A 22,200-nucleotide genomic window follows, 5' to 3' on the forward strand; every position below is an offset into this window, starting at 1 on the left:
GATCTTCTATAGAACAGCCCCAAACGGGGGAGTTCGGGACGGAACACATGGGCATCTACGACGAGCATCTCGATCGCAACGCGGCCAATTACCAGCCGCTGACGCCGCTCAGCCACCTGGCCCGCGCGGCGCTGGTGCATCCGGACCGGGTCGCCATCATCCACGGCGCACTGCGGCGGACCTATGCCGAGTTCTACGCGCGCTCGCGCCGCCTCGGCTCGGCGCTGGAACGGCGCGGCATTGCGCGTGGCGACACCGTCGCAGTGATGCTGTCCAACACCCCCGCCATGCTCGAGGCCCATCACGGCGTGCCCATGACCGGGGCCGTGCTCCTGTCCATCAACACCCGCCTCGACGCCGACATCATCGCCTTCCAGCTCGACCATGCCGAAGCCAAAGTCGTGCTGGTCGATCGCGAGTTCTCGGGCGTCATGGCCGAGGCGCTGAAGAAGGCCAAGGTCACGCCCCTCGTCGTCGACTACGACGATCCGGATTTCCCCGCCGACGCCCCGGTCGCCAAGGGGCCGGCCATCGGCAGCCTGGAATACGAGGCGCTCGTCGCCGAGGGCGACCCGGACTATGCCTGGCACATGCCCAACGACGAGTGGGACGCCATCTCGCTCAACTACACCTCCGGCACCACCGGCAATCCGAAGGGCGTCGTCTACCACCATCGCGGTGCCGCGCTGATGGGCTACGCCAACGTCATCGCCTCCGGCATGGGCCGCTATCCAGTCTATCTGTGGACGCTGCCGATGTTCCACTGCAACGGCTGGTGCTTTCCCTGGACGCTTGCCGTCCAGGCCGGCACCCATGTCTGCCTGCGCTGGGTCCGGGCGAAGGCGATGTTCGACGCCCTCGCCGATCACGGCGTCACCCATCTGTGCGGCGCGCCGGTGGTCATGGCGACACTGATCAACGCCGATGCCGGCGACAAGCGCGACTTCGACCAGACCGTCACCTTCAACACCGCCGCGGCCCCGCCGCCGCAATCGGTGCTGTCGGGCATGCGCGACGCCGGCTTCGAGGTCACCCATCTCTACGGCCTGACCGAGACCTACGGCCCGGCCGTGGTCAACGAGTGGAAGGACGAGTGGAACGCGCTCGACGGTCCGGCCCGCGCCGCCCAGACGGCGCGCCAGGGCGTGCGTTACCCGGCGCTGGAGGATCTGGCGGTGATGCATTCGGAGACGATGGAAAAGACCCCGGCCGACGGCGAGACCATCGGCGAGGTCATGTTCCGCGGCAACATCGTCATGCGCGGCTATCTGAAGAACCCCGAGGCGTCGGCCGAGGCGTTCCGCGGCGGCTGGTTTCATTCCGGCGATCTCGGCGTCCTGCACGAGGACGGCTATATCGAGCTGAAGGACCGCGCCAAGGACATCATCATCTCGGGCGGCGAGAACATCTCCTCCATCGAGGTCGAGGACGCGCTCTACCAGCACCCGGATGTCGCGACCGCCGCCGTGGTCGCCAAGCCGGACGAGAAATGGGGCGAGACGCCGCTGGCCTTCGTCGAGCTCAAGCCCGGCCGCAGCGTCACCGAGGCCGATCTCATCGCCCATTGCCGCGAGCGGCTGGCGCGCTTCAAATGTCCCAAGGAGATCCGCTTCCAGGAGGTCCCGAAGACCTCCACCGGCAAGATCCAGAAATACGTGCTGCGCAAGGCGATCGGCTGAGAATGTCGGCGCGGCGCCCGGGCCCGGACGAAAAACGCCCCGACACCGTTGCCGGTGCCGGGGCGGAATGGCTTGGGAGGTCTGAGATCAGCCGGCGGGCTGGCGCAGCCGCTCGATCTCGTCCTTCAGTTGGAGCTTCTTTCGCTTCATCTCCCGGAGTTCCGAATCCCTCATCGCCGGTTTCGATACCAGCGCAGCTGAAATCTCGTGGTCGAGCGCCGAGTGGCGTTGTTCCAGCGTAGCGAGATGGGTATCCAAGGACATGGCTTCTCCCTTCGTGAGTTAGGTCGCGGTCCGCAATGCGAACCGGAGCCAGCAACCAGTCGACGGTGTCACAAGAGTGTCGCACTGTCGATTGGTCCGGCGGTCGCTATCGTCCGATGGGCGGTTTTGCTAATCGTCCGTCACGACTGTCTGGACAATTGTCGAGACCCCGGTTCGGTTGCACGCGGCGGTGCCTGAAAGGAACAGAATGGCGGATCAGGAACAGGCGGCCTTGAGGCTGCAGGTGGCGCGTCTGCGGCAGGAACATGCCGATTTCGACGCGGCCGTGAACGCGATGGTCGCAACCGGCTGCGACCGGCTGCAGGTCCAGCGCATGAAGAAGAAAAAGCTGACCATCCGGGACCGCCTGCAGGATCTGGAGGATCAGATCATTCCGGACATCAGCGCATGAGCGACGCCGCCCTCTCCCCGCCCGTCGCCATCATCATGGGTAGCCAGTCCGACTGGTCGGTGATGAAGAACGCCGCCGACACGCTTGACGCGCTGGCCATCGGCTATGACGCGCAGATCGTCTCGGCCCACCGCACGCCCGAGCGCCTCTACGATTTTGCCCGCGGCGCGAAGGCCGCCGGCTTCAAGGTCGTCATCGCCGGGGCCGGCGGCGCCGCCCATCTGCCCGGCATGACCGCGGCGATGACGCCGCTGCCGGTGTTCGGCGTCCCGGTCGAAAGCCGTGCCCTGTCCGGCCAGGACAGCTTGCTCTCCATCGTCCAGATGCCCGCCGGCGTGCCCGTCGGAACCCTCGCCATCGGTCGCGCCGGCGCCGTCAACGCGGCGCTCCTCGCCGCCAGCGTGCTCGCTTTGTCCGACGACGCCCTCGCCGGTCGCCTCGACGCCTGGCGCAAGGCCCAGACCGACGCGGTCGCGGCCGCGCCCGTGGACACCCCGTGAGCAGGACGCCGCCTGCCCCCGGCGCTGAAGCGCGCTTCGCCATGCCCGACACCGCCATCGGCATCGTCGGCGGCGGCCAGCTCGGCCGCATGCTGGCCATGGCCGCGGCCCGTCTCGGCTACCGGGTGATCGTCCTCGACCCTGACGCCGGCTGCCCGGCCGCGCAGGTCGCCAACGCGCAGATCGTCGCCGCCTATGACGACGTCGCCGCCCTGCGCGACCTCGCCGCCCGCACCAGCGTCGTCACCTATGAATTCGAGAACGTGCCGGTCGAGCAGATCCGCGCCGCCGTCACCGCCGTGCCGCTCTACCCGCCGGCCGAGGCGCTGGAAGTCGCTCAGGACCGCGTCGTCGAGAAGGCGTTTCTCAACGGCATCGGCGTCGCCACCGCCGAATGGCGCGCCATCGACAGCGTCGCCGAACTCGGCCACGCCCTCGTCGAGCTCGACGGCGACTGCATCCTGAAGACCCGTCGTTTCGGCTATGACGGCAAGGGCCAGGCCTCGATCCGCAAGGGCGGGCCCCATGCCGACGTCTTCGAGAGCCTCGGCGGCGTGCCGGCGATTCTCGAGAAGAAGGTGCCCTTCGCCTACGAATGCTCGATCATCGCGGCGCGCGGCATCGACGGCAGCGTCGTCGCCTACGATCCGGCCGAGAACGTCCACCGGCTCGGCATCCTGCATACCTCCACCGTTCCCGGCCGCGTCTCGTCGCAGGTCGGCGAAGCGGCGAAGGCCGTCGCCGCCAGCATCCTCGCCAAGCTCGGCTATGTCGGAGTCATCGGCGTCGAGTTCTTCGTGCAGGGCGACGACACCATCCTCGTCAACGAGATCGCTCCGCGGGTGCACAATTCCGGCCACTGGACCGAGGCGGCCTGCGTCGTCTCCCAGTTCGAGCAGCATGTGCGGGCGATCGCCGGCCTTAAGCTCAGCTCCGCCGCGCGGCACTCGGACTGCGTCATGGAGAATCTCATCGGCGACGACGTGAAGCGCGTCGATGCGATTCTCGCCGAGCCCGCCACCCTCCTCCATCTCTACGGCAAGCCGGAAGCAAGGCCCGGCCGCAAGATGGGCCACCTGACCCGGCTGACGGACTGAATCAGCGCAAATCGGGCATCACAGGGCGGTCGCAATGGCGCCGGGAGCGTTGACAAAAGCTGCCGGCAAAGCTATTTCGGCACCAATCTTTCCGGGCGTGCCGCTGCGGCGCGCCCATCATTTTGCGGCGGAACGGCCAGCCCCGATCCTCGCGTCTAACATTCCGGTGTTGTCATGAAGATCAAGAACTCGCTCAAGTCCCTCGCGACCCGTCACCGCGCCAACCGCATGGTGCGCCGCAAGGGCCGCGTCTACATCATCAACAAGGTGGCACCGCGCTTCAAGGCGCGCCAGGGCTGATGCCCCTGGGGGCCGGCCTCGCCCGTCCCCGCCCCTTCGATCACGAAGTTTCTGATTGACGCTGCGCTGCGGAGAATTAACCTCTCCGCATGCGCGGCGTTTTTCATTGTCTCACCCTTGGTGTCTGCTTTCTCGCCCCGGGCCTCGTCCCGGCGCTGGCGCAGGACGGCGGGCCGCCGTCGCTGATCGAGCCCGATCGTCCGCCTGAGGCCGCGCCGCTCCCCGGCCCGGACGATTCGCAATCGCCGCCCATGGTGATTCCGCCCCCCGATGAAGGCATGACCGACAATCCCGACGCCTTCGGCAGCGCCCCCGTCGCCGAGGACGAGGCCGCCGACGAGGCCGAGCCGCAGGTCGCCGACGAGACGCCGGAGCAGGAACTCGACCGCCTCTTTGCCGAGCTGCGCAAACAGGCCGACGAACGCGCCGCCCGCCGCATTGCCGGCCGCATCGAGCGGCACTGGCGCCGCAGCGGCAGCGCCACCATCGATCTCCTGATGCAGCGTGCCGCCCTCGCCATGACCCGCGAGGACAACGCCGCCGCGCTCGACCTGCTCGACCAGGCGCTGGTCATCGCGCCGCATTATCCGGAAGCGTGGAACCGCCGGGCGACGCTGAATTTCTCGATGAACAGGCTGGGCAAGTCGCTGGTCGACATCGAGCAGACCCTGCTGCGCGAGCCGCGGCACTGGGGCGCCCTGATGGGCCTTGCGATGATTCTCGAACAGACCGGCCGCAAGGAACAGGCGCTGGAGACCTATCTGCGGGTCCTCGCCGTCTACCCGGCGCTGGATTCGGCGCAGGACGCCGCCGGGCGCCTGTCCGAGGAACTGCTCGGCCCGGCGATCTGAGACAGACCGCCGGGCCGTTGCGCGTGGATTGAACGGCCGCGTCAGACCGCGCTGAGGCCGTCCGAGCCGATATAGGCGATGCGCAGCATGTTGGTGGCGCCCGGCGTGCGCAGCGGCACGCCGGCCGTCACGATCATCCGCTCGCCCGACTTGGCGTAGCCCTGCTCCACCGCGATGCGGCAGGCCCGGTCGACCATGTCGTCGAGATCCTGGGCGTCTTCGGTCACCACGCAGTGCAGGCCCCAGACCAGCGACAGGCGCCGCGCGGTGGCCAGCACCGGCGACAGCGCCAGGATCGGCGTCTGCGGCCGCTCGCGGGCGGCGCGCAGGCCGGTGGTGCCCGTCGCCGTATAGGTGACGATCACCGACACGCCGAGCGTCTCGGAAATCTGCCGGGCCGCCAGCGACACGGCGTCGGCGCCGGTCGCCTCGGGCGGCGTGCGCTGACCGGAGATGATGCCCGGATAGAGCGGGTCGAGTTCGACGCGCTGGCAGATCCGGTCCATCGTCGACACCGCCTCGACCGGATACTCGCCGGCCGCAGATTCCGCCGACAGCATCACCGCGTCGGCGCCCTCGTAGACGGCAATCGACACGTCCGAGACCTCGGCGCGGGTCGGCACCGGGGCGGAGATCATCGATTCCAGCATCTGCGTGGCGACGACCACCGGCTTGCCGGCCTTGCGGGCGGCACGGGTGATCCGCTTCTGGATGCCCGGCACCGCTTCCAGCGGCATCTCGACACCCAGATCGCCGCGCGCGACCATGATCGCGTCGGACAGTTCGATGATCTCGTCGAGCCGTTCCACCGCCTGCGGCTTCTCGATCTTCGACAACAGGAAGGCGCGGCCGCGCGACACCTTGCGCGCTTCGGCGAGGTCTTCCGGACGCTGGATGAAGGACAGCGCCACCCAGTCGACATTCTCGGCCAGCACCGCGTCGAGATCGCGCCGGTCCTTGTCGGTCAGCGCCCCGGTGGTCAGGGTCGTGTCCGGCAGGCTGACGCCCTTGCGGTCGGAGATCTTGTTGCCGGCGACGACGCGGCACTTGATCGAGTGCTTGTCGGTCTCGGTGCAGACGAGCTGCAGCCGGCCGTCGTCGATCAGCAGCCGGTGCCCGACCTCCACCGCTTCCAGGATTTCCGGATGCGGGAGATAGACGCGTGTGGTGTCGCCCGGCTCGGGATTGTCGTCGAGGGTGAAATCATCGCCGACCGTCAGCTGGACGCTGCCCTCGGCGAATTTCGCCACCCGCAGCTTCGGGCCCTGCAGATCGGCCAGAATGCCGATCGGCCGGCCCACGGCGGACTCGACCCGGCGGATGCGGGCGACGAGCTCGCGCATCAGGTCGTGGTCGGAATGGCTCATATTGATGCGAAAGACATCCGCACCGGCTTCATGCAGCTTGCGGATCATCTCCTCGGAGGACGATGCCGGCCCGAGGGTGGCAAGGATCTTGACCTTGCGATGGCGTCTCATTGGCTATCCGTTGTTTCGCGGGGCGCTTCGGTCAGCTGGACCATCCAGCTGGCCTGCTCGCCTGTGTCGTATTCGCGGAACCCCATTTTCTGGTAGCCCCGTTTGAAACAGTCCTTGACCCCGGCGATCTTGAACTCGTTCTCGGCGATGCAGAGATTCACCGGCCCGGCCCAGCGGCCCTGGCCATCGGAGTCCTCGGCATACACGTAATAGTACCGCGACGACAGGGGACCCTCGATGATCGCCTTGCAGGTCGTCGCCGGAATCCGCCACCAGCCTTCGGTGGTCCAGCCGGCTTCGGCCCGGTAGCCGATGGCCACGCCGACCAGCGACTGGGTGCCGTTGCACACCCGGAAATCGGCGCGGGCGGCATCCGCCGTCAGCGGCGCCGAGACGAGGAACAGTCCGGCGGCCATCAGCCCGAGAGCAAATCCGTGGCGCAGCCGGCGAAACGGGTTGGGTATCATCACGCTTTCCCCGAAAGAGAGAGTGTCCGCACGAGAGGCAGCTTTCGCATAGCGGTCGAACCTGTCAACGACATGACCACGCTGCGCTGCCGCCGTCCTAGATCATCCGCCGGCCGGTTGCGAGCCCGAACCGGTCCGCCGGCCCCCTGCCCGCCGCCTCGCACCATCCCGCCCTTGATGCGAAGACGCTTCGGCTCGATATCGAGGGCAAGGCGCCGCGAGGCGGACGGACACAGGAGAGCGACATGGACCCGATCGACGACCAGAAGCGCATCGAGCTCGAAGCGGCGGCGTTCCGGCGCCTGCGCGATCATCTGCGCGAACGCATCGACGTGCAGAACATCGATCTGATGAACCTCGCCGGCTTCTGCCGCAACTGCCTGTCCAACTGGTATCGCGACGCCGCCGAGGCCGACGGCATCGCCATGACCAAGGACGAATCCCGCGAGATCGTCTACGGCATGCCCTATGGCGAATGGCGCGACCGCTACCAGCGCGAGGCGAGCCCCGAGACCGCGCAGCGCTTCGAGCAGACGCGCCCCAGCGAGTAACGTTTTCGCGCGCGGACGCCGCATCGGGCGGCCGCCACGTGCCATAGCGGCACAACGGGCTTTCCCCGAATCACCCCGGTCTGGTAGTTCCCGGCCAATTCATTGCGCGAAAGTGCCAGACGGAGACCCACCATGTCCGACGTGAACGATGTCGCCCAGGATCAGCTGCGATCCTTTGTCGAGCGGATCGAACGGCTCGAGGAAGAGAAGAAGACGATCAGCGACGACATCAAGGACGTCTATGCCGAGGCCAAGGGCAACGGTTTCGACACCAAGGTGCTGCGCCGCGTGATCTCGCTGCGCAAGCAGGACCAGAACGAGCGCCAGGAGCAGGAAGCGATCCTCGATCTCTACCTGCAGGCCCTCGGCATGGCCCCGGACCTGCCGCGCGAATAGGCGCCAGCGCCGCGGTCCCGCAACGGCGACCACGCGTCGCCGGTCGCCGGTCCATGGGATCCGGCGCGGCTCGCATCCACGCCGGCGCCCATCACCCGAGGCTCTCAACCGAACACGAAAAAGCCCGCCGGATCGCTCCGGCGGGCTTTTTCTGTTGCTGCCGCGGCGATGCGGCGGCCGGCTCAGCGTGCCGCGGCGCGGCGACGCTTGTGGCCGAGGCCCATCTGCTTGGCGAGGCGCGAACGCGCCGCGGCGTAGTTCGGCGCGACCATCGGATAGTCGGGCGCCAGGTCCCACTTCTCGCGGTACTCTTCCGGCGAGAGATTGTAGTGGGTCATCAGGTGGCGCTTCAGCGACTTGAACTTCTTTCCGTCCTCGAGACAGATGATGTAGTCGTCGGTCACCGACTTCTTCACCGGCACCGCCGGCTTCGGCTTCTCGGCCTGCACCGCCTGCGGCGCACTGTTCGTGCGACCGAGGGCGCCGTAGATGTCCGAGATGAGTGCAGGCAGTTCGGAAACCGGCAGCGAGTTGTTGCTGACATAGGCCGCCACCACTTCCGCGGTCAGCTCCATCAGCATTTCGTTGTTTTCGACGTTTTCGATCTGGTCCATTTTTACCCCGTGCTGCGCGAAGTTGTGGCGATTGCGCCTGTTGAATCAGGCGCCTCTGCGCGCCTCGTGCAGTTTGTTTATTGCGAAACGGTGGCCTCGCCTCCGGGCAATCCACCATCCGTGTTTGGTATTTATGTGGCGTTACTTAATGTCAAGTGGATTATTCGCAACCCCTAAGTCCCGACAATTTTGTCCACACTTGCCGGGGCGAATAAGCAGCCGCAGAATATCGAATGTCTGCCTTATTATAGAACAACTCTAAATGATGCGCGTACATCAAGAGCCCGCAACCGGCACAACCATGCGGCGAAACTGTCCGGCATTGTTCAATGAGCCGCAGAAACCGGAAATGCTTTGCGTCTCATCGCACTGCTTCGGTGGTAAGACCAGCGAACGATATATCGGTGAAGTTGCGACCACCGACTGCGGTGAAAAAGCCGGCCCAAGCCGTTGCGAAGATACGCGGATATCGCACTGCTTCGGCACTGCAGCGAAGTCGAGAGCGCTCGCACGACGTGCATTCCTCGTCCCCATACAAGGCTTCGACGGACTTTTACGTATCGGTCAACTGGCGCCGCGCCCTGGTCTTCTACGCCACGCCACCCCGCCGTCCCGCCTCGCCCACCGGCCGCGGCGAGTTGCCGGTCCTGCCACTCCATGCCCGAACGAAAACGGCCGCCCGGTGGCAACACCGGACGGCCGTCGACGCTTGGATCGTGCGCGGATGGTGGAGCGGCGGCCTTACTGGCCGACCTTCACCATCGGCAGGAAGTTGACGGCAGAGCCCGAGAAGCGGTCGCTCTTGCCGGCATTGGCCGCCGGGGCGAAGCCCGAGGCGAACAGCGTGCTCGGCAAATTGCCGACCAGCCGCCCGGCATCCGGCTTGGCCGTCGCCAGACGCGCGGCCCGGCTGTCGGTGTCGGAGACAAGCGCCGCGATCTTGAAGCGCGAGGCGATCGCCTCCTGCGGATCGAGCACCTTCGGCTTCGGCGTCTCCTGCACCACGGCGTTAAGAACGCGGCCGCCCTTGCCCGAAATCGCCGCGGCGGCAACCGCCGCATCGGCCGGCTGCGGCCGGGGCTTCGGCGCGCTGGACGCCGCTGCGGTCATCAGCGCCGGCACCGGCTTGATGGCCTGCGGATCGATCTGCGGACGCGGGCTCGGCGCCCTGGCGGCCATCTCCACGGCCTTCATCGTCTCTTTGGCGGGCGCGGCCTTGGTGATCGCCGTCGCGGCAGTCGCCGGCTTGTCCTTGAGCACGCTTTCAAATTGCGGGCGGTCGCCCGGCGTCGGAACCGCATAGGCCATCTGGCCGCTCGCCACGGTCTCGCTCGCCTGCTCCTCAAGCGCGGCAACGAGGGTCGACACCGCATCCTCGCGGGCCCCCGGTGCGTCGGAGGCGTCGGCCGGCACGGCACGGCTCGGCGCCCAGGTCGGCACCGGGATCTGTGCATTGATCAGGGCCGCGACCTCGGTCTGCGCGGGGGCGGCAGCCGAGGCCGGTGCACCCGTATCGAAGCGGTCGCCGACCGGCACGGCGACACCGCCCGGCAGATCCCGGCTTGGGCGCGCCTGCGGCACGACCGAAGCCACCTCGACCTTCGGCGCGGCTGCGGCCTTCACCGGAGCCCGCGGCGTCGGTGCGCTCTGCACCTCGTCCTCGCCCTCGTCGCCATCGCCGAACAGCATGGCCAGCAGCGTCTTGCCACCACCCGAAGAACCCGAGCCGGCATTGGCGACCTGGATCGACGAGCCGCCGCGGCGCTGCTTGTAGGAGGCCAGCGCCTGCTGGTAGCCCGGCAGCGGCTTGCCGTCGGACGGCACATGCACCGTGTTCCCGTTCGGGAAGACCGCCATCAGCTGCTTGCGGTTCATCCGCGGCCAGTGGCGGGCGTTGCCAACGTCGAAATGCACGAAGGGCGAGCCGGACTTGGGATAATAGCCGACGCCGCCGACCTGCATCTTCAGGCCGATCTCGCGCAGCTTGGCCAGCGGCACGTCCGGAATGTAGAAGTCGAGCGCCTTGCCCAGCGTGTGCTGGCTCTTCTTGGCGACGCCCGAGCTGCGCGAGCGCAGCATAGAATTGGTCGCCGGCGAGCGATAGCTGGAGACGACATTGATCAGGGCGTTGGAGCCGCTCTGGCGATACGCCTCCCAGATCAGGTCCAGGAGCCGCGGGTCGATCTGGGTCTGCTCGCCGTTGCGCCAGTCGCGCAGGAACCAGTTGATCTTCTTGAGCTCGCCGCTGTTGTAGCGGCCGTTGCTCTTGTAGGAGAAGCTGCCCTTCTCCTTGGTATGCAGATTGTAGAACTTCAGGACGCGGGTCTCGGCCTTCGCCGCGGTGACCGTGCCGCCGATCAGCAGAGCCAGGGCAGCGAACGTCGCGAGGCGCCAGGCCGAGCGGCCGGCGCGAGCGGTATGTCCGAACATGCGGTCTCTTCCCCTCAAAACACTTGCCTGCCCGTCGGACGCATCCGCCGGTATGGGCAACCCCGATGACCGTTCTCGTCGCCTGTCCAATTTTTCCGAAACTGCGGCATGAAGATGACAGTCAGCGAACTTTCTCCCGATTCTGCAAGAAAAGCGTTAAGGCCCGATTAAGCTTACTCGCCGGGATAGTGGTGTTTCGGCGTGAAATCAACGCCTTGCCGGATGGGAAGATCTTGACCGGCGCAAGCTGATCAATCGGCGTCGATCTTGTATTCCCGCATCTTGCGGTACAGCGTCGACCGCCCGATTCCCAGCCGCCGGGCGATTTCGCTCATGCGGCCATGATACTGGGCATGGGCCAGCCGGATCAGGTCGGCCTCCACCTCCTCGACGCGCCGCACTTCGCCATTCTGGTCGCGCACCGCGAAATCGGCGGGCTCGGTGCGACCGTGGCCGTTGGATATCGGCGCCGGGTCGCCCGGCGCTCCGGTGCCGTGGCCACCATGGGACGCCGCATGGGGGGTCGCCTCCGCCTCGGCAGGCCCGGCCGCGATCAGCGCCGCGATCTGCGGGAAGTCGGCCGCCGTCAGGCTTTCGCTCTCGCCCAGCACCACCGCCCGGTGAATGGCGTTCTCCAGCTGCCGGATGTTGCCCGGCCAGTCGTAGCGCTGCAGGAGCGCGATCGCGTCGGCCGCCAGGTGCCGGACCGGCGATTGCGGCTCCATCGCCACGTAGCGGTCGACGAAGCGGCGGGCCAGCTTGGCGATCTCGCTGCGCCGCTCGCGCAGCGGCGGCACGGTCAGCTCGAAGGCGTTCAGCCGGTAATAGAGGTCTTCGCGGAACCGGCCGGCCGTCACCCCGGCCGCCAGATCCCGGTTGGTCGCCGAGATGATCCGCACATCGGTCTTCACCGCCTGGCGCCCGCCGACCGGGTCGATCACGCCGTCCTGCAGCACCCGCAGCAGCTTCACCTGCGCCGAGGCCGACAATTCGCCGACCTCGTCGAGCAGCAGCGTGCCGCCATTGGCCTCCGCGAACTTGCCCTCATGCGGCTGGCCGGCATCGGTAAAGGCGCCCTTGGCATGGCCGAACAGGATGCTCTCCACCAAATCGCCGGGCAGCGCCCCGCAATTGACCTTGACGAAGGGCGCCTTGGCGCGGTCGCCGCCGGCCTGGATGGCGCTGGCCAGCCATTCCTTGCCGACCCCGGTCTCGCCCGAGATCAGCACCGGAATGCCCGAGCGCGCCGCCTTGGCCGCCGCCGCCAGCACCGGCCGCAGCGCCGGCGAGGCGTCGCCCTGATCGAGCCGCACGGTGCGCGCCTTCGACGTGGTCCGCCGCGTCGCCGCGCCGCGCATCTTCAGCGCGCTGTCGATCACCGATTTCAGCTTGTCCGGCGACACCGGCTTAACGATGAAGTCGAAGGCGCCGGCCCGCATCGCCTCGACGACGGTGTCGATCGAGCCCTTGCCGGTCTGCACGATCACCGGAATGTCGAGATTGCGGCGCCGCATCTCGGCCATGACCTCGCTGCCGCCCTTGTCGGGCATCATCAGGTCGAGGATCACGGCGGAGATTTCGCCCGGCTGGTGCGCGTCGAGCGCCCGCAACGCCGCGAGGCCGCCGTCGCAGGTCAGCGGACGCAGGCCCATCCGGCCGATCTGGGCTTCCACCAGACGCCGTTGAATGGGGTCGTCGTCAACGATAAGTACTACGCGGTTCATGTCAGCCTCCAGTCTCGTCTTGACGCGAGAACGACCCAAATTGACACGCACCGCTAAAAAGCGACTGAACGAGAATGGGCAAAAAAGTCCCAGCAATTTCAGTCGAATTTGATCCTTTCCGACGACCGTCCGGCGACCCGCGCCGGCCGGTATTCCCGCCAAGCCATGAGATTGTCCCGATGACGCATTCTGTCCGACCGACCTTTTCCGCCGCCGAGACGGCGGTCGACGCCACCGGCGCCCTGCCGGAATGGAATCTGTCGGATCTCTACCCGGCGATGGACAGTCCCGAACTGACACGCGACGTCGAGCGCGCCCGCGCCGATGCCGAGGCGTTTCAGGAGCGCTGGCGCGGCCGGCTCGAGGAAGCCGCCAGGGCCGAGGACGGCAATCTTGCCGCCGCCGTCGCCAGCTTCGAGGCGCTGGAGGAGCTTCTCGGGCGGATCATCTCCTATGCCGGGCTGGTCTATTCGGGCGACACCTCCGACCCGGCGCGGGCCAAGTTCTACGGCGACATCCAGTCGGTGGTCACCGACATATCGTCGCGCCTCCTGTTCTTCCCGCTGGAGCTGAACCGCATCGAGGATGCCGACATGGACGCGGCGATGGACCGCGATCCGGCGCTGGCCCATTACCGGCCGTGGCTCGTCGATCTGCGCCTCGACAAGCCCTACCAGCTGGAAGACCGCGTCGAGGAGCTGTTCCACGAAAAGGCGATCACCGGCCGCGGCGCCTTCAACCGGCTGTTCGACGAGACGCTGACCTCGCTGCGCTTCACCGTCGACGGCGACGATCTGGCGCTGGAGGCGACCCTCAACATCCTGCAGGACCCGGACCGCGAGAAGCGCCGCAAGGCGGCGAGCGCGCTGACCAACGTGTTCAGCGAGAACCTGCGCACCTTCACGCTGATCACCAACACGCTGGCCAAGGACAAGGAGATCTCCGACCGCTGGCGCGGCTTCGAGGACGTCGCCGATTCCCGCCATCTGGCCAACCGGGTCGAGCGCAATGTCGTCGACGCCCTGTCGCAGGCCGTCACCGACGCCTATCCGTCGATCTCCCACCGCTATTACGCCATGAAGGCGAAATGGCTCGGCCAGGACGTCCTCGACTACTGGGACCGCAACGCGCCGCTGCCCGATTCCACCCGCCGCGACATCTCCTGGGACGAGGCCCGCCACACGGTGCTGTCGGCCTATTCGGGCTTTGCGCCGGAAATGGCCTCGATCGCCGAGCGCTTCTTCACCAATGACTGGATCGACGCGGCGATCCGCCCGGGCAAGTCGCCGGGCGCCTTCGCCCATCCCACCGTGCCGAGCGTCCACCCCTATGTACTGCTCAACTACATGGGCAAGCCGCGCGACGTCATGACCCTCGCCCACGAGCTCGGCCACGGCGTCCACCAGGTGCTGGCCGGCCGCCAGGGCGCGCTGATGGCGGCGACCCCGCTGACGCTCGCCGAGACCGCCTCGGTCTTCGGCGAGATGCTGACCTTCCGCTCGCTGCTCGACCAAGCGACGACCAAGGCCGAGCGCAAGACGCTGCTCGCCTCCAAGGTCGAGGACATGATCAACACGGTGGTCCGGCAGATCGCCTTCTACCAGTTCGAGCGCGCCCTGCACGAGGAGCGCCGCGGCGGCGAGCTGACCACCGAGCGGATCGGCGAGATCTGGATGGACATCCAGAAGCGCAGTCTCGGACCCGCATTGCGTCTCGGCGACGGCTACGAGACCTACTGGACCTACGTGCCGCACTTCATCCACTCGCCGTTCTACGTCTATGCCTATGCCTTCGGCGACTGCCTGGTGAACTCGCTCTACGCGGTCTACGAGAACTCTGAGGCCGGCTTCCAGGAGAAGTATTTCGAGATGCTCAAGGCCGGCGGCACCAAGCACCATTCGGAGCTCCTGCAGCCCTTCGGCCTCGACGCCTCCGACCCGGCCTTCTGGTCGCGCGGCCTCGCCATGATCTCCGGCTTCATCGACGAACTGGAAGCCATGGACTGAGCCACCGGACAACGATCGCAAACCAGCGCCGCCGGGCCTCAAGCTCAGGCGGCGCTGTCGCGTTCCAGACGCTGGCGCATGCCTTCGGGATCGTCGTAGATCACGTCGATGACGTGCCGCACGAAGCTGTCCGGCGCGGTCCGCCCCTGCTCCCAGTTCTGCAGCGTCGAGCGCGGGATCCGCAACAGGGCGGCGAAGGCCGACTGGCTGAGCCGCAGCCGGGCCCGGATCGCCTGCAGCTTCAGCGCACTGTCCAGCGGCGCCACGACGGCATCGCTCCAGTCGGGATTGTCGTCACGGGTCATTGGATCGTCGGTTAGATCGTGTCTGCTGCTTAGCATCCCCAACGATAGGATTACCAGCGCCTCTAGGCGAAGGAACGCCTATCACTCCTGCATCAGATAGCAGAGGCCCGCTACGGATGGCAGCTATCGACCTAATGGCAGCTATCGACCTAATAGAGACATTCGAGCGCAGCGCGTAGATCATCCGCTTTGTGCCCGGAATAGTCATTTGGAACGCTGCAGCTGAAGGCAGCTAGGGCGAGCATCGGCAGTGCGTTATAAATGCGGAATCCCGGGATATCGTTACCCGTGCAGACAGACCGGAGGGGCGGTATGCCCGATCAGAACGACCCTCAGCTCAAACAGCGGATGATGGCAATTGAGGAGCGGCGTGTAGCGATCGAGGAAAAACGAGAGCACAGACTGCAGGCAGAGCGCGAACGTGAACTCGGTTTGGCCGAGCGGCAAGCACAGCCCAAGCACTGGGCCGAAGCGTTCGGAAATCCATTTTTGGTTGCAGTTGTTGCAGGAATTTTAGCTTTAGCCGGGAACGGCCTAGTCGCATTCGTGAACAATATTGGCGAGTTAGATCTTGCGACGCGCAAAGAGCAGTCTGATCTCGTTCTCGCGGCTCTGGGCACCGAAGAAGTCGATAAGGTGAAGCAGAACCTCCGGCTCCTGGCTGAGGCAAAACTCATAACTAGCGATGACCGGAGAAATAGCATCCTACAATATCTTAATACACTTGAAGAAGGGCAAGGGCCGGGCGGCCTTGGACAATCCGTATCTAGAGAAACGCCTAGCGGTCTCGGATTTCTGCAGCATATTCAGCAAATGAAGTCTTTACGATATCAGCGCGCACTCGATAAAGGCCGCATGGCTATCGGGGTTGTAGGCGATGGATGGCTAAATTATCCATTGTTACTGAAAGATATCGGAGACCAGCTGTCTGAAGAATTCGCAGTATTCCGTCAAGGCAATGCTGGAGAATGCATTGAATCTTTGTTGTTCCGAGAAGTACCACTGCCCTCTGATTTAGAATTCGTCTTGGTCAGCGCTGGACTGTGCGAGTTATTTGGAGAGAACGGCATAGTCGCGTCAGTCGCGCCCCCCGTAGCAGGCGAATCACCTTTGCAAGAAGCTGCTAATAGAAAGTTCGGCGCACTTGCCGCCAATTTAGCCATTATAGTTGATGGTTTGATGCTTGAGGCACCGAACGCTCAGTTTGCACTGCACGGCTACGACTACCTGCCATCAATCGTACCAAGCCACCCTCTCGCGAGTGAACTTGCCGCACGGGGTTATCAAGGCGCTGGTGCAAACGATTTGTCCCGAAGACTAATTGACGAATTCAACGATATCGCTGCAGCCTTGGCAGTCGAGCGGTCACGACTGACTTTCGTCGACCTTCGAGGGACCCTTGATCCCGAGGATTGGTACGATCAGCTGTTTCCCAGTAATGCCGGATTCAAAAAAATTACCGAGACGATCAGAAAGCGGATCGACAAGCGGACCGGCGCGACGTCTGATCAATCGCAACCACCACGATAGGACATCTGCTTGTGATCTATCAAATCATCACATGATCGTAACAAATTCACCTTTGGGACAACGTCAGCGAACAGTAGCAATTCCGCATGTCTACCATTCGCTCACAGCTTCGCGAATGGTTCGTTCCCACCCAAAGCCAACTTTGGCCTCCCGTCCCAAGCCTCGTTGTCGGCGCAGTAGATGGCCCTTGCCGCCTGCCCCTCACTCCAGCGCGTCGCCCCAGTCGAGGCGGCGGGCGGTGCGGAACAGGTCCCCCTCGCGCTTGGTGACCAGCCGGTCGCGCAGCGAGCCGTCGTCATTGCAGAGCTTGAGGGTTACCTTGCCGCTGCCCTTGCGGGCCGGCGCCAGCACCCGGGCCGCCGGCGGTGCGGCCGGCGTGCGGGCGACCGCCAGATAGGCGTATTTCTCGTCCTCGAAGGGCACCGTGGCGCTCTTGGCCAGCCGGTGGGTGCGCGTGCGTTCCACCCGCTCGGCGAAATGGCACCAGTCCGGCGTCGTCACCGGACAGGCCCTGGCATGCGGGCACGGCGCCACCAGATGCGCGCCGGCGTCCAGAAGCGCGTCGCGTGCTGCAAGGATGCGCTGCCAGCCCGCCGGCGTGCCCGGTTCGACGATGAGCAGCACCCCCGCCGTCAGCTGCCAGAGCGCCGCCATCAGCGGCGCCAGCTGCGCCGGCGCCAGTTCGTCCAGCACATAGCCGAGCGTCACCAGATCGGCCGGCGCGCGCGCTGCCAGTGCCGTTGCGAGGTCGCCGCGCACCCAGTCGACATGCAGGGCCTCGCCCGCGTCCGCCGTGTCGGCGAAACCGTCCCGCGTCAGCGCCTCGCCGACCGCCATGGCCGGCGCGCTCGCCTCCACCAGCGTTGCCCGGGTCAGCTCGGGATAGGCGTCGCGGGCCGCAAACAGCGCCGTGCCCGGCCCCGCCCCCACATCGAGCAGCGACACCGGCGCAAAATCCGGCCGCCGCCCGGCCACCGCCTCGAGGCTCGCCCGGATCGCCGCGAAGGTCGCCGGCATGCGCGCCGCCAGATAGGCCAGCACCGCCGCCTCGCCGTCCAGATGCTGGCGCCCGTCGCGGGTCTCGGCCCGGTAGCGCTGGCTCAGCCGCGAACCGGCGAGGCGCAGATCGTCGAAGGATTCCGCGTCCAGGCGGTCCGCCAGCGCCGCGCGCAGGGTCGGGGGAAGCTGCATGGGGCTGTCCTGCCTCCGCAAGAATGTCGTATCGGTCGCGCCATGAAACCGACAAGCCCGTCCCCGATAGGTCCGGCTTGCCTGCCGGCGCCCGCTTCCGCGGCGCGCTGCACACTTTCAATTGTCACGGAAACGTTCTAGCGGCTTGCCCGAACACTCCGTGACGATGACCGGCTCCGAGTTGAACCGAAGGAATTTCGCAAATGGCCAAAGAGAACCATCCGATCCACGCCAAGATCACCGGTCCGGTGGTGATGATCGGTTTCGGCTCAATCGGCAAGGGCACCCTGCCGCTGATCGAACGCCATTTCGACTACGACAAGAGCCGCTTCACGGTCATCGACCCCAACGATGCCGACAAGCAGATGCTCGACGAGCGCGGCATCCGCTTCGTCAACGAGGCGGTGACCCGCAAGAACTACGAGGAACTGCTGACGCCGCTGCTCACCGAGGGTGAAGGCCAGGGCTTCTGCGTCAACCTCTCGGTCGACACCGGTTCGCTCGATCTCATCAAGCTGTGCCGCAAGCTCGGCGTCCTCTACATCGACACCGTCGTCGAGCCGTGGCTCGGCTTCTATTTCGACGAGAGCCTGTCGAACGCCGACCGCACGAATTACGCGCTGCGCGAGACCGTCCGCAAGGAGAAGCGCAAGAACCCCGGCGGCACCACCGCCGTCTCCTGCTGCGGCGCCAATCCGGGCATGGTCTCCTGGTTCGTCAAGCAGGCCCTCGTGGATGTGGCCACCAAGGTCGGCCTGGAATTCACCGAACCCACCTTCGACGACCGCGAGGGCTGGGCCAAGCTGATGAAGAAGGCCGGCGTCAAGGGCATCCACATCGCCGAGCGCGACACCCAGCGCACCAAGAACCCGAAGCCGATGAACGTCTTCTGGAACACATGGTCGGTGGAAGGCTTCCTGTCGGAAGGCGTGCAGCCGTCGGAGCTGGGCTGGGGCACCCACGAGAAGTGGATGCCGAAGAACGCCCGTACCCACAAGAAGGGCAACCAGGCGGCGATCTATCTCGAGCAGCCGGGCGGCAACACCCGGGTGCGCACCTGGTGCCCGACGCCGGGCGCCCAGTACGGCTTCCTCGTCACCCACAACGAGTCGATCTCGATCGCCGACTTCTTCACCCACCGCAACAAGGATGACGAGGTCACCTACCGGCCGACCTGTCACTATGCCTACCATCCCTGCAACGACGCGGTCCTGTCGCTGCACGAGGTGTTCGGCGCCGCCGGCAAGTTCCAGCCGGTCCACCACGTTCTCGACGAGAACGAGCTGGTCGACGGCGTCGACGAGCTCGGCGTGCTGCTCTACGGCCACGACGCCAACGCCTACTGGTACGGCTCTCAGCTCTCGCTGGAAGAGACCCGCAAGCTGGCGCCCTATCAGAACGCCACCGGCCTGCAGGTGACCTCGGCGGTCATGGCCGGCATGGTCTGGGCGCTGGAGAACCCGGAAGCCGGCATAGTGGAGTCCGACGAGATGGACTACAAGCGCTGCCTGGAAGTGCAGTCGCCCTATCTCGGCCCGGTCAAGGGCTACTACACCGACTGGACCCCGATGACCGATCGTCCGGGCCTCTTCCCCGAGGACCTCGACGAGAAGGATCCCTGGCAGTTCCGCAACATCCTGGTGCGCTGACCTCAGCCACCACGCGTCATCGTGTTCAACCGCCGGCAGTCATTTGCCGGCGGTTTTTCTTTGCGCGCCGACTGTCGAAACGCGGGGCGACAGGCGAATCGCCCGTCCCGGCAGCACGTTTCAGGCCATGAATGGCAGAGACAACGCGTCAGCCACCGGCAAGCCGTTCTTTCGCCTGCCTTATCCCCAATTATTTTCCCATAGGGAAGCTTCTCCGATGCCATGGGCAAAATGTCGGGAAACCGGCGATTTCCACCGCTTTTTCGCAGCCTCGCCGCAAAATTGGCGCTGCGATCGTGTCGCTTGAGCAAACTTCATCACGCGGATGCCGCAGAACGAGACGCCCGGTACTTGCTTTTCCGCTTGAATATCCAAGGTTTGACCGTCCGGGTGGGAGTTTGTTGCGTCACCCGACGAAAATCGGCAGAGCGGCGCGGGCCGTTCTCCGCTCGGAGCAGTTCATGGTCGACACGGCAGTCACGCGTAAGATCGTCGAGGAAGTGATGGAAGCGGTGATGGCGGGAGCCGCGGGCTCCATCGCCCGTCACTTCGTACCCGGCGCCATGGTGTCCCAGCGCAGCAATGCCGCCATGTCGGACGCGCCGTGGTTCGGCCGCATGGAGGGCGAGTTTCGGCTGCAGGGCGAGGAGGAGGCGCGCGCCTTCTTCGACGAGATGCTGAAGCGCACCACCTACATCTCCTATGATCTGCGCGGCATCGTCTGCGAGGACGACAACGCCGCCAGCCGCTGCGACTGGACGCGCCGCGACGAGAAGACCGGCACGCTGATCACCGGCACCACCATGTACTGGTTCGCCTTCACCTCCGACGCGCGGATCCGCTCCATCGAGACCATCGGCTCGATCCATTCGGTCATTCCCCTGCGCAAGGCCGAGAAGGTCGACTGAACCGTCCCCGTGCCCGTGCTTGCCGTCATGACAGCCGTTTCAAATTGGGATAGCGTGGCACGCGTCTCAAAGCGTTGCGGCGGCGCGGTGCCGTCTCCACGCGAACATTGTTGCCTTAGCGGATCGGCGGTCGCCGGAGTGCCGCATCAGTATCGAGGTCGTATCATGCGCCGTATCGCCGTCACCCTCAGCCTCGCCGCGTTTGCCCTGGGCGCCTGCCAGAGCGAGCGGGCCCAGATGTCGCGGCCGCTGCCGCAGGCCGCCGCCTACCAGGGCGTCGAGGGCCGCTGGGCCTCGACCGGTGGCCCGATCGCCTACACCGCCGTGTTCCAGAACGGCCGCTTCACCTCGGCCGAGCGCGATACCAACGGTCTCCTGGCCGAGGGCAACTACACCTCGAGCGGCGCCTCGCGCATCCAGCTCAACTTCACCTCGGTCGCCCGCGGCGTCCAGATCGCGGCCAACTGCAACCACGGCGGCGGCACGATGGTCTGCACCTCCTCGGACGGTTCGACCTTCCGTCTCGCCCGCGCCTGAAAATCGGTCGCACCCTGATCGCATCGCCGGCGGTTCCAGCCGCCGGCAATCCTCCCTATATGGCCTTGCACGAGGTCGGTCCGGGCGCCCAGCGCCGCCCGGCGTGTTCTGCCGTGGACACGAGCGACCGCCCGCCACACGACGCAAGGACCTGCCGATGAATGCCCTGACCAAGACCATCGCCGAACGCTCCATCGGCCCCCTCCCCGAGGGCCATCCGCCGGTGAAGCAGCCCAAGGTCGGCGTTCTCCTGGTCAATCTCGGCACGCCCGACGGCACCGACTTCAAGCCGATGCGCCGCTATCTGAAGGAGTTCCTCTCCGACAAGCGCGTCATCGAATGGCCGCGCGCCGCCTGGTACCCGATCCTCTACGGCATCGTCCTCAACACCCGCCCCAAGAAGTCCGGCGCGGCCTATGCCGAGATCTGGAACAAGGAGCGCAACGAGTCCCCCTTGCGCACCTTCACCCGCGCCCAGGGCGAAAAGCTCGCCGCCCGCATGGCCGGCGATGCCGGCGTCGTCGTCGACTGGGCCATGCGCTACGGCAAGCCCTCCATCGCCGAGCGCACCGACGCGCTGATGGAACAGGGCTGCGAGCGCATCCTCGTCTACCCGCTCTATCCGCAATACGCCGCCTCGACGACCGCCACGGTCAACGACAAGTTCTTCGAGCACATGATGGGCAAGCGCTGGATGCCGGCCGTGCGCACCGTGCCCGCCTATCACGACGAGCCGGTCTATATCGACGCCCTCGCCCGCTCGATCGAGACGCATCTGGCGACGCTCGACTTCGAGCCGGAGCGGGTGATCTGCTCCTATCACGGCATTCCGCAGAGCTATTTCCGCAAGGGCGACCCCTATCACTGCCATTGCCAGAAGACCTCGCGGCTTCTCGAAGAGCGGCTCGGCTGGCCCAAGGGCCGGCTGATGACCACCTTCCAGTCGCGCTTCGGCCCGGAGGAATGGCTGCAGCCCTATACCGACAAGACCGTCGAGAAGCTGGCGCAGGAGGGCATCAAGGACATCGCCGTCCTCAACCCCGGCTTCGTGTCGGATTGCCTGGAGACGCTGGAGGAGATCGCCGGCGAGGCGGGCGAGATCTTCCACGAGGCCGGCGGCCGGAACTTCGCCCATATCCCCTGCCTCAACGACAGCGAGCCGGGCATGGACGTCATCGAGGCGATGGTCCGCCGCGAACTGCGCGGCTGGATCGACTAGTCGCCGACGCGCAAACGGCCCCGTTCGGCAAGCGAGCGGGGTCGCGCATCCGGCGCGGTCTCCAGCAATGTTTTTAAGAGGAATGCGGCGCC

At 66.0% G+C, this 22,200-nt stretch carries 23 protein-coding genes; 14 read left to right on the forward strand and 9 right to left on the reverse strand.

Annotated features, from left to right (window positions below; genetic code table 11):
* Positions 1 to 47 precede the first annotated feature (47 nt).
* On the forward strand, positions 48 to 1,679 hold the full coding sequence (locus H536_RS0102160; RefSeq protein WP_024348901.1) for an acyl-CoA synthetase: 1,632 nt from the start codon (positions 48 to 50) through the stop codon (positions 1,677 to 1,679).
* Positions 1,680 to 1,766: 87 nt separating this feature from the next.
* Here H536_RS0102160 and H536_RS23570 read toward each other — a convergent pair whose 3' ends face one another.
* Positions 1,767 to 1,943, reverse strand: a complete 177-nt coding sequence (locus H536_RS23570) for a YdcH family protein (RefSeq protein WP_035694417.1) — start codon at positions 1,941 to 1,943, stop codon at positions 1,767 to 1,769.
* Positions 1,944 to 2,151: 208 nt separating this feature from the next.
* Here H536_RS23570 and H536_RS0102170 point away from each other — a divergent pair, with 208 nt between their 5' ends.
* From H536_RS0102170 to H536_RS0102190, 5 genes are all read left to right on the forward strand, one after another.
* On the forward strand, positions 2,152 to 2,355 hold the full coding sequence (locus tag H536_RS0102170; protein ID WP_024348902.1) for a YdcH family protein: 204 nt from the start codon (positions 2,152 to 2,154) through the stop codon (positions 2,353 to 2,355).
* A complete protein-coding gene (purE, locus tag H536_RS0102175) occupies positions 2,352 to 2,855 on the forward strand; it encodes a 5-(carboxyamino)imidazole ribonucleotide mutase (RefSeq protein WP_024348903.1) in 504 nt (167 codons plus the stop codon). Before H536_RS0102170 ends, purE begins: the two co-directional genes overlap by 4 nt.
* A gap of 41 nt (positions 2,856 to 2,896) precedes the next feature.
* A complete protein-coding gene (locus H536_RS0102180; RefSeq protein ID WP_024348904.1) occupies positions 2,897 to 3,952 on the forward strand; it encodes a 5-(carboxyamino)imidazole ribonucleotide synthase in 1,056 nt (351 codons plus the stop codon).
* A gap of 174 nt (positions 3,953 to 4,126) precedes the next feature.
* A complete protein-coding gene (ykgO, locus tag H536_RS0102185; RefSeq protein WP_024348905.1) occupies positions 4,127 to 4,252 on the forward strand; it encodes a type B 50S ribosomal protein L36 in 126 nt (41 codons plus the stop codon).
* Between the two features lie 278 nt (positions 4,253 to 4,530).
* Positions 4,531 to 5,103, forward strand: a complete 573-nt coding sequence (locus H536_RS0102190) for a tetratricopeptide repeat protein (protein WP_029702586.1) — start codon at positions 4,531 to 4,533, stop codon at positions 5,101 to 5,103.
* A gap of 41 nt (positions 5,104 to 5,144) precedes the next feature.
* Here H536_RS0102190 and pyk read toward each other — a convergent pair whose 3' ends face one another.
* Positions 5,145 to 6,581, reverse strand: a complete 1,437-nt coding sequence (pyk, locus tag H536_RS0102195; protein ID WP_024348907.1) for a pyruvate kinase — start codon at positions 6,579 to 6,581, stop codon at positions 5,145 to 5,147.
* Positions 6,578 to 6,997: a DUF1036 domain-containing protein gene (locus H536_RS0102200; protein WP_029702587.1), complete on the reverse strand. Its 420-nt coding sequence runs from the start codon at positions 6,995 to 6,997 to the stop codon at positions 6,578 to 6,580. The genes pyk and H536_RS0102200 overlap by 4 nt, the downstream gene beginning before the upstream one ends.
* A 296-nt stretch (positions 6,998 to 7,293) precedes the next feature.
* Between H536_RS0102200 and H536_RS0102205 the strand changes: the two genes are divergently transcribed.
* Positions 7,294 to 7,599 carry a DUF1244 domain-containing protein gene (locus H536_RS0102205; RefSeq protein WP_024348908.1) on the forward strand — a complete coding sequence of 102 codons (306 nt, stop codon included), beginning with the start codon at positions 7,294 to 7,296 and terminating at the stop codon, positions 7,597 to 7,599.
* A 132-nt stretch (positions 7,600 to 7,731) separates the two neighbouring features.
* Complete coding sequence (locus tag H536_RS0102210; protein ID WP_024348909.1) at positions 7,732 to 7,995, forward strand: DUF2312 domain-containing protein; 264 nt, start codon at positions 7,732 to 7,734, stop codon at positions 7,993 to 7,995.
* A gap of 182 nt (positions 7,996 to 8,177) precedes the next feature.
* Here H536_RS0102210 and H536_RS0102215 read toward each other — a convergent pair whose 3' ends face one another.
* From H536_RS0102215 to H536_RS0102225, 3 genes are all read right to left on the reverse strand, one after another.
* Positions 8,178 to 8,609 carry a Ros/MucR family transcriptional regulator gene (locus H536_RS0102215; protein WP_024348910.1) on the reverse strand — a complete coding sequence of 144 codons (432 nt, stop codon included), beginning with the start codon at positions 8,607 to 8,609 and terminating at the stop codon, positions 8,178 to 8,180.
* 741 nt (positions 8,610 to 9,350) lie between these two features.
* Positions 9,351 to 11,039: a peptidoglycan L,D-endopeptidase MepK gene (locus H536_RS24965; RefSeq protein WP_024348911.1), complete on the reverse strand. Its 1,689-nt coding sequence runs from the start codon at positions 11,037 to 11,039 to the stop codon at positions 9,351 to 9,353.
* A 251-nt stretch (positions 11,040 to 11,290) separates the two neighbouring features.
* Positions 11,291 to 12,763, reverse strand: coding sequence for a sigma-54-dependent transcriptional regulator (locus H536_RS0102225; RefSeq protein ID WP_024348912.1), 1,473 nt, complete (start codon positions 12,761 to 12,763; stop codon positions 11,291 to 11,293).
* 179 nt (positions 12,764 to 12,942) lie between these two features.
* Here H536_RS0102225 and H536_RS0102230 point away from each other — a divergent pair, with 179 nt between their 5' ends.
* Positions 12,943 to 14,769, forward strand: coding sequence for a M3 family oligoendopeptidase (locus H536_RS0102230; RefSeq protein WP_024348913.1), 1,827 nt, complete (start codon positions 12,943 to 12,945; stop codon positions 14,767 to 14,769).
* 44 nt (positions 14,770 to 14,813) lie between these two features.
* Here H536_RS0102230 and H536_RS0102235 read toward each other — a convergent pair whose 3' ends face one another.
* Positions 14,814 to 15,074: a helix-turn-helix domain-containing protein gene (locus H536_RS0102235; protein WP_024348914.1), complete on the reverse strand. Its 261-nt coding sequence runs from the start codon at positions 15,072 to 15,074 to the stop codon at positions 14,814 to 14,816.
* Positions 15,075 to 15,386: 312 nt separating this feature from the next.
* Here H536_RS0102235 and H536_RS24205 point away from each other — a divergent pair, with 312 nt between their 5' ends.
* Positions 15,387 to 16,604: an SGNH/GDSL hydrolase family protein gene (locus tag H536_RS24205; RefSeq protein WP_155898353.1), complete on the forward strand. Its 1,218-nt coding sequence runs from the start codon at positions 15,387 to 15,389 to the stop codon at positions 16,602 to 16,604.
* Between the two features lie 201 nt (positions 16,605 to 16,805).
* On the opposite strand, the gene H536_RS0102245 is transcribed toward H536_RS24205, so the two are convergent.
* Positions 16,806 to 17,795 (reverse strand): small ribosomal subunit Rsm22 family protein, encoded by a 990-nt coding sequence (locus H536_RS0102245; protein ID WP_024348916.1) that lies wholly within the window; start codon positions 17,793 to 17,795, stop codon positions 16,806 to 16,808.
* 203 nt (positions 17,796 to 17,998) lie between these two features.
* Between H536_RS0102245 and H536_RS0102250 the strand changes: the two genes are divergently transcribed.
* Positions 17,999 to 19,444, forward strand: coding sequence for a homospermidine synthase (locus tag H536_RS0102250; RefSeq protein WP_024348917.1), 1,446 nt, complete (start codon positions 17,999 to 18,001; stop codon positions 19,442 to 19,444).
* Positions 19,445 to 19,624: 180 nt separating this feature from the next.
* Here H536_RS0102250 and H536_RS24750 read toward each other — a convergent pair whose 3' ends face one another.
* Complete coding sequence (locus H536_RS24750) at positions 19,625 to 19,819, reverse strand: hypothetical protein (RefSeq protein ID WP_162142636.1); 195 nt, start codon at positions 19,817 to 19,819, stop codon at positions 19,625 to 19,627.
* Positions 19,820 to 19,905: 86 nt separating this feature from the next.
* On the opposite strand from H536_RS24750, the gene H536_RS22320 reads away from it, so the two are divergent.
* From H536_RS22320 to hemH, 3 genes are all read left to right on the forward strand, one after another.
* Complete coding sequence (locus H536_RS22320) at positions 19,906 to 20,352, forward strand: nuclear transport factor 2 family protein (protein WP_024348918.1); 447 nt, start codon at positions 19,906 to 19,908, stop codon at positions 20,350 to 20,352.
* A gap of 165 nt (positions 20,353 to 20,517) precedes the next feature.
* Positions 20,518 to 20,889 (forward strand): Omp10 family outer membrane lipoprotein, encoded by a 372-nt coding sequence (locus tag H536_RS22325; protein ID WP_024348919.1) that lies wholly within the window; start codon positions 20,518 to 20,520, stop codon positions 20,887 to 20,889.
* Positions 20,890 to 21,046: 157 nt separating this feature from the next.
* Positions 21,047 to 22,108, forward strand: coding sequence for a ferrochelatase (gene hemH / locus H536_RS0102265; protein WP_024348920.1), 1,062 nt, complete (start codon positions 21,047 to 21,049; stop codon positions 22,106 to 22,108).
* Positions 22,109 to 22,200 lie beyond the last annotated feature (92 nt).

Source organism: Aurantimonas coralicida DSM 14790 (assembly GCF_000421645.1).
Classification (GTDB): Bacteria; Pseudomonadota; Alphaproteobacteria; order Rhizobiales; family Rhizobiaceae; genus Aurantimonas; species Aurantimonas coralicida.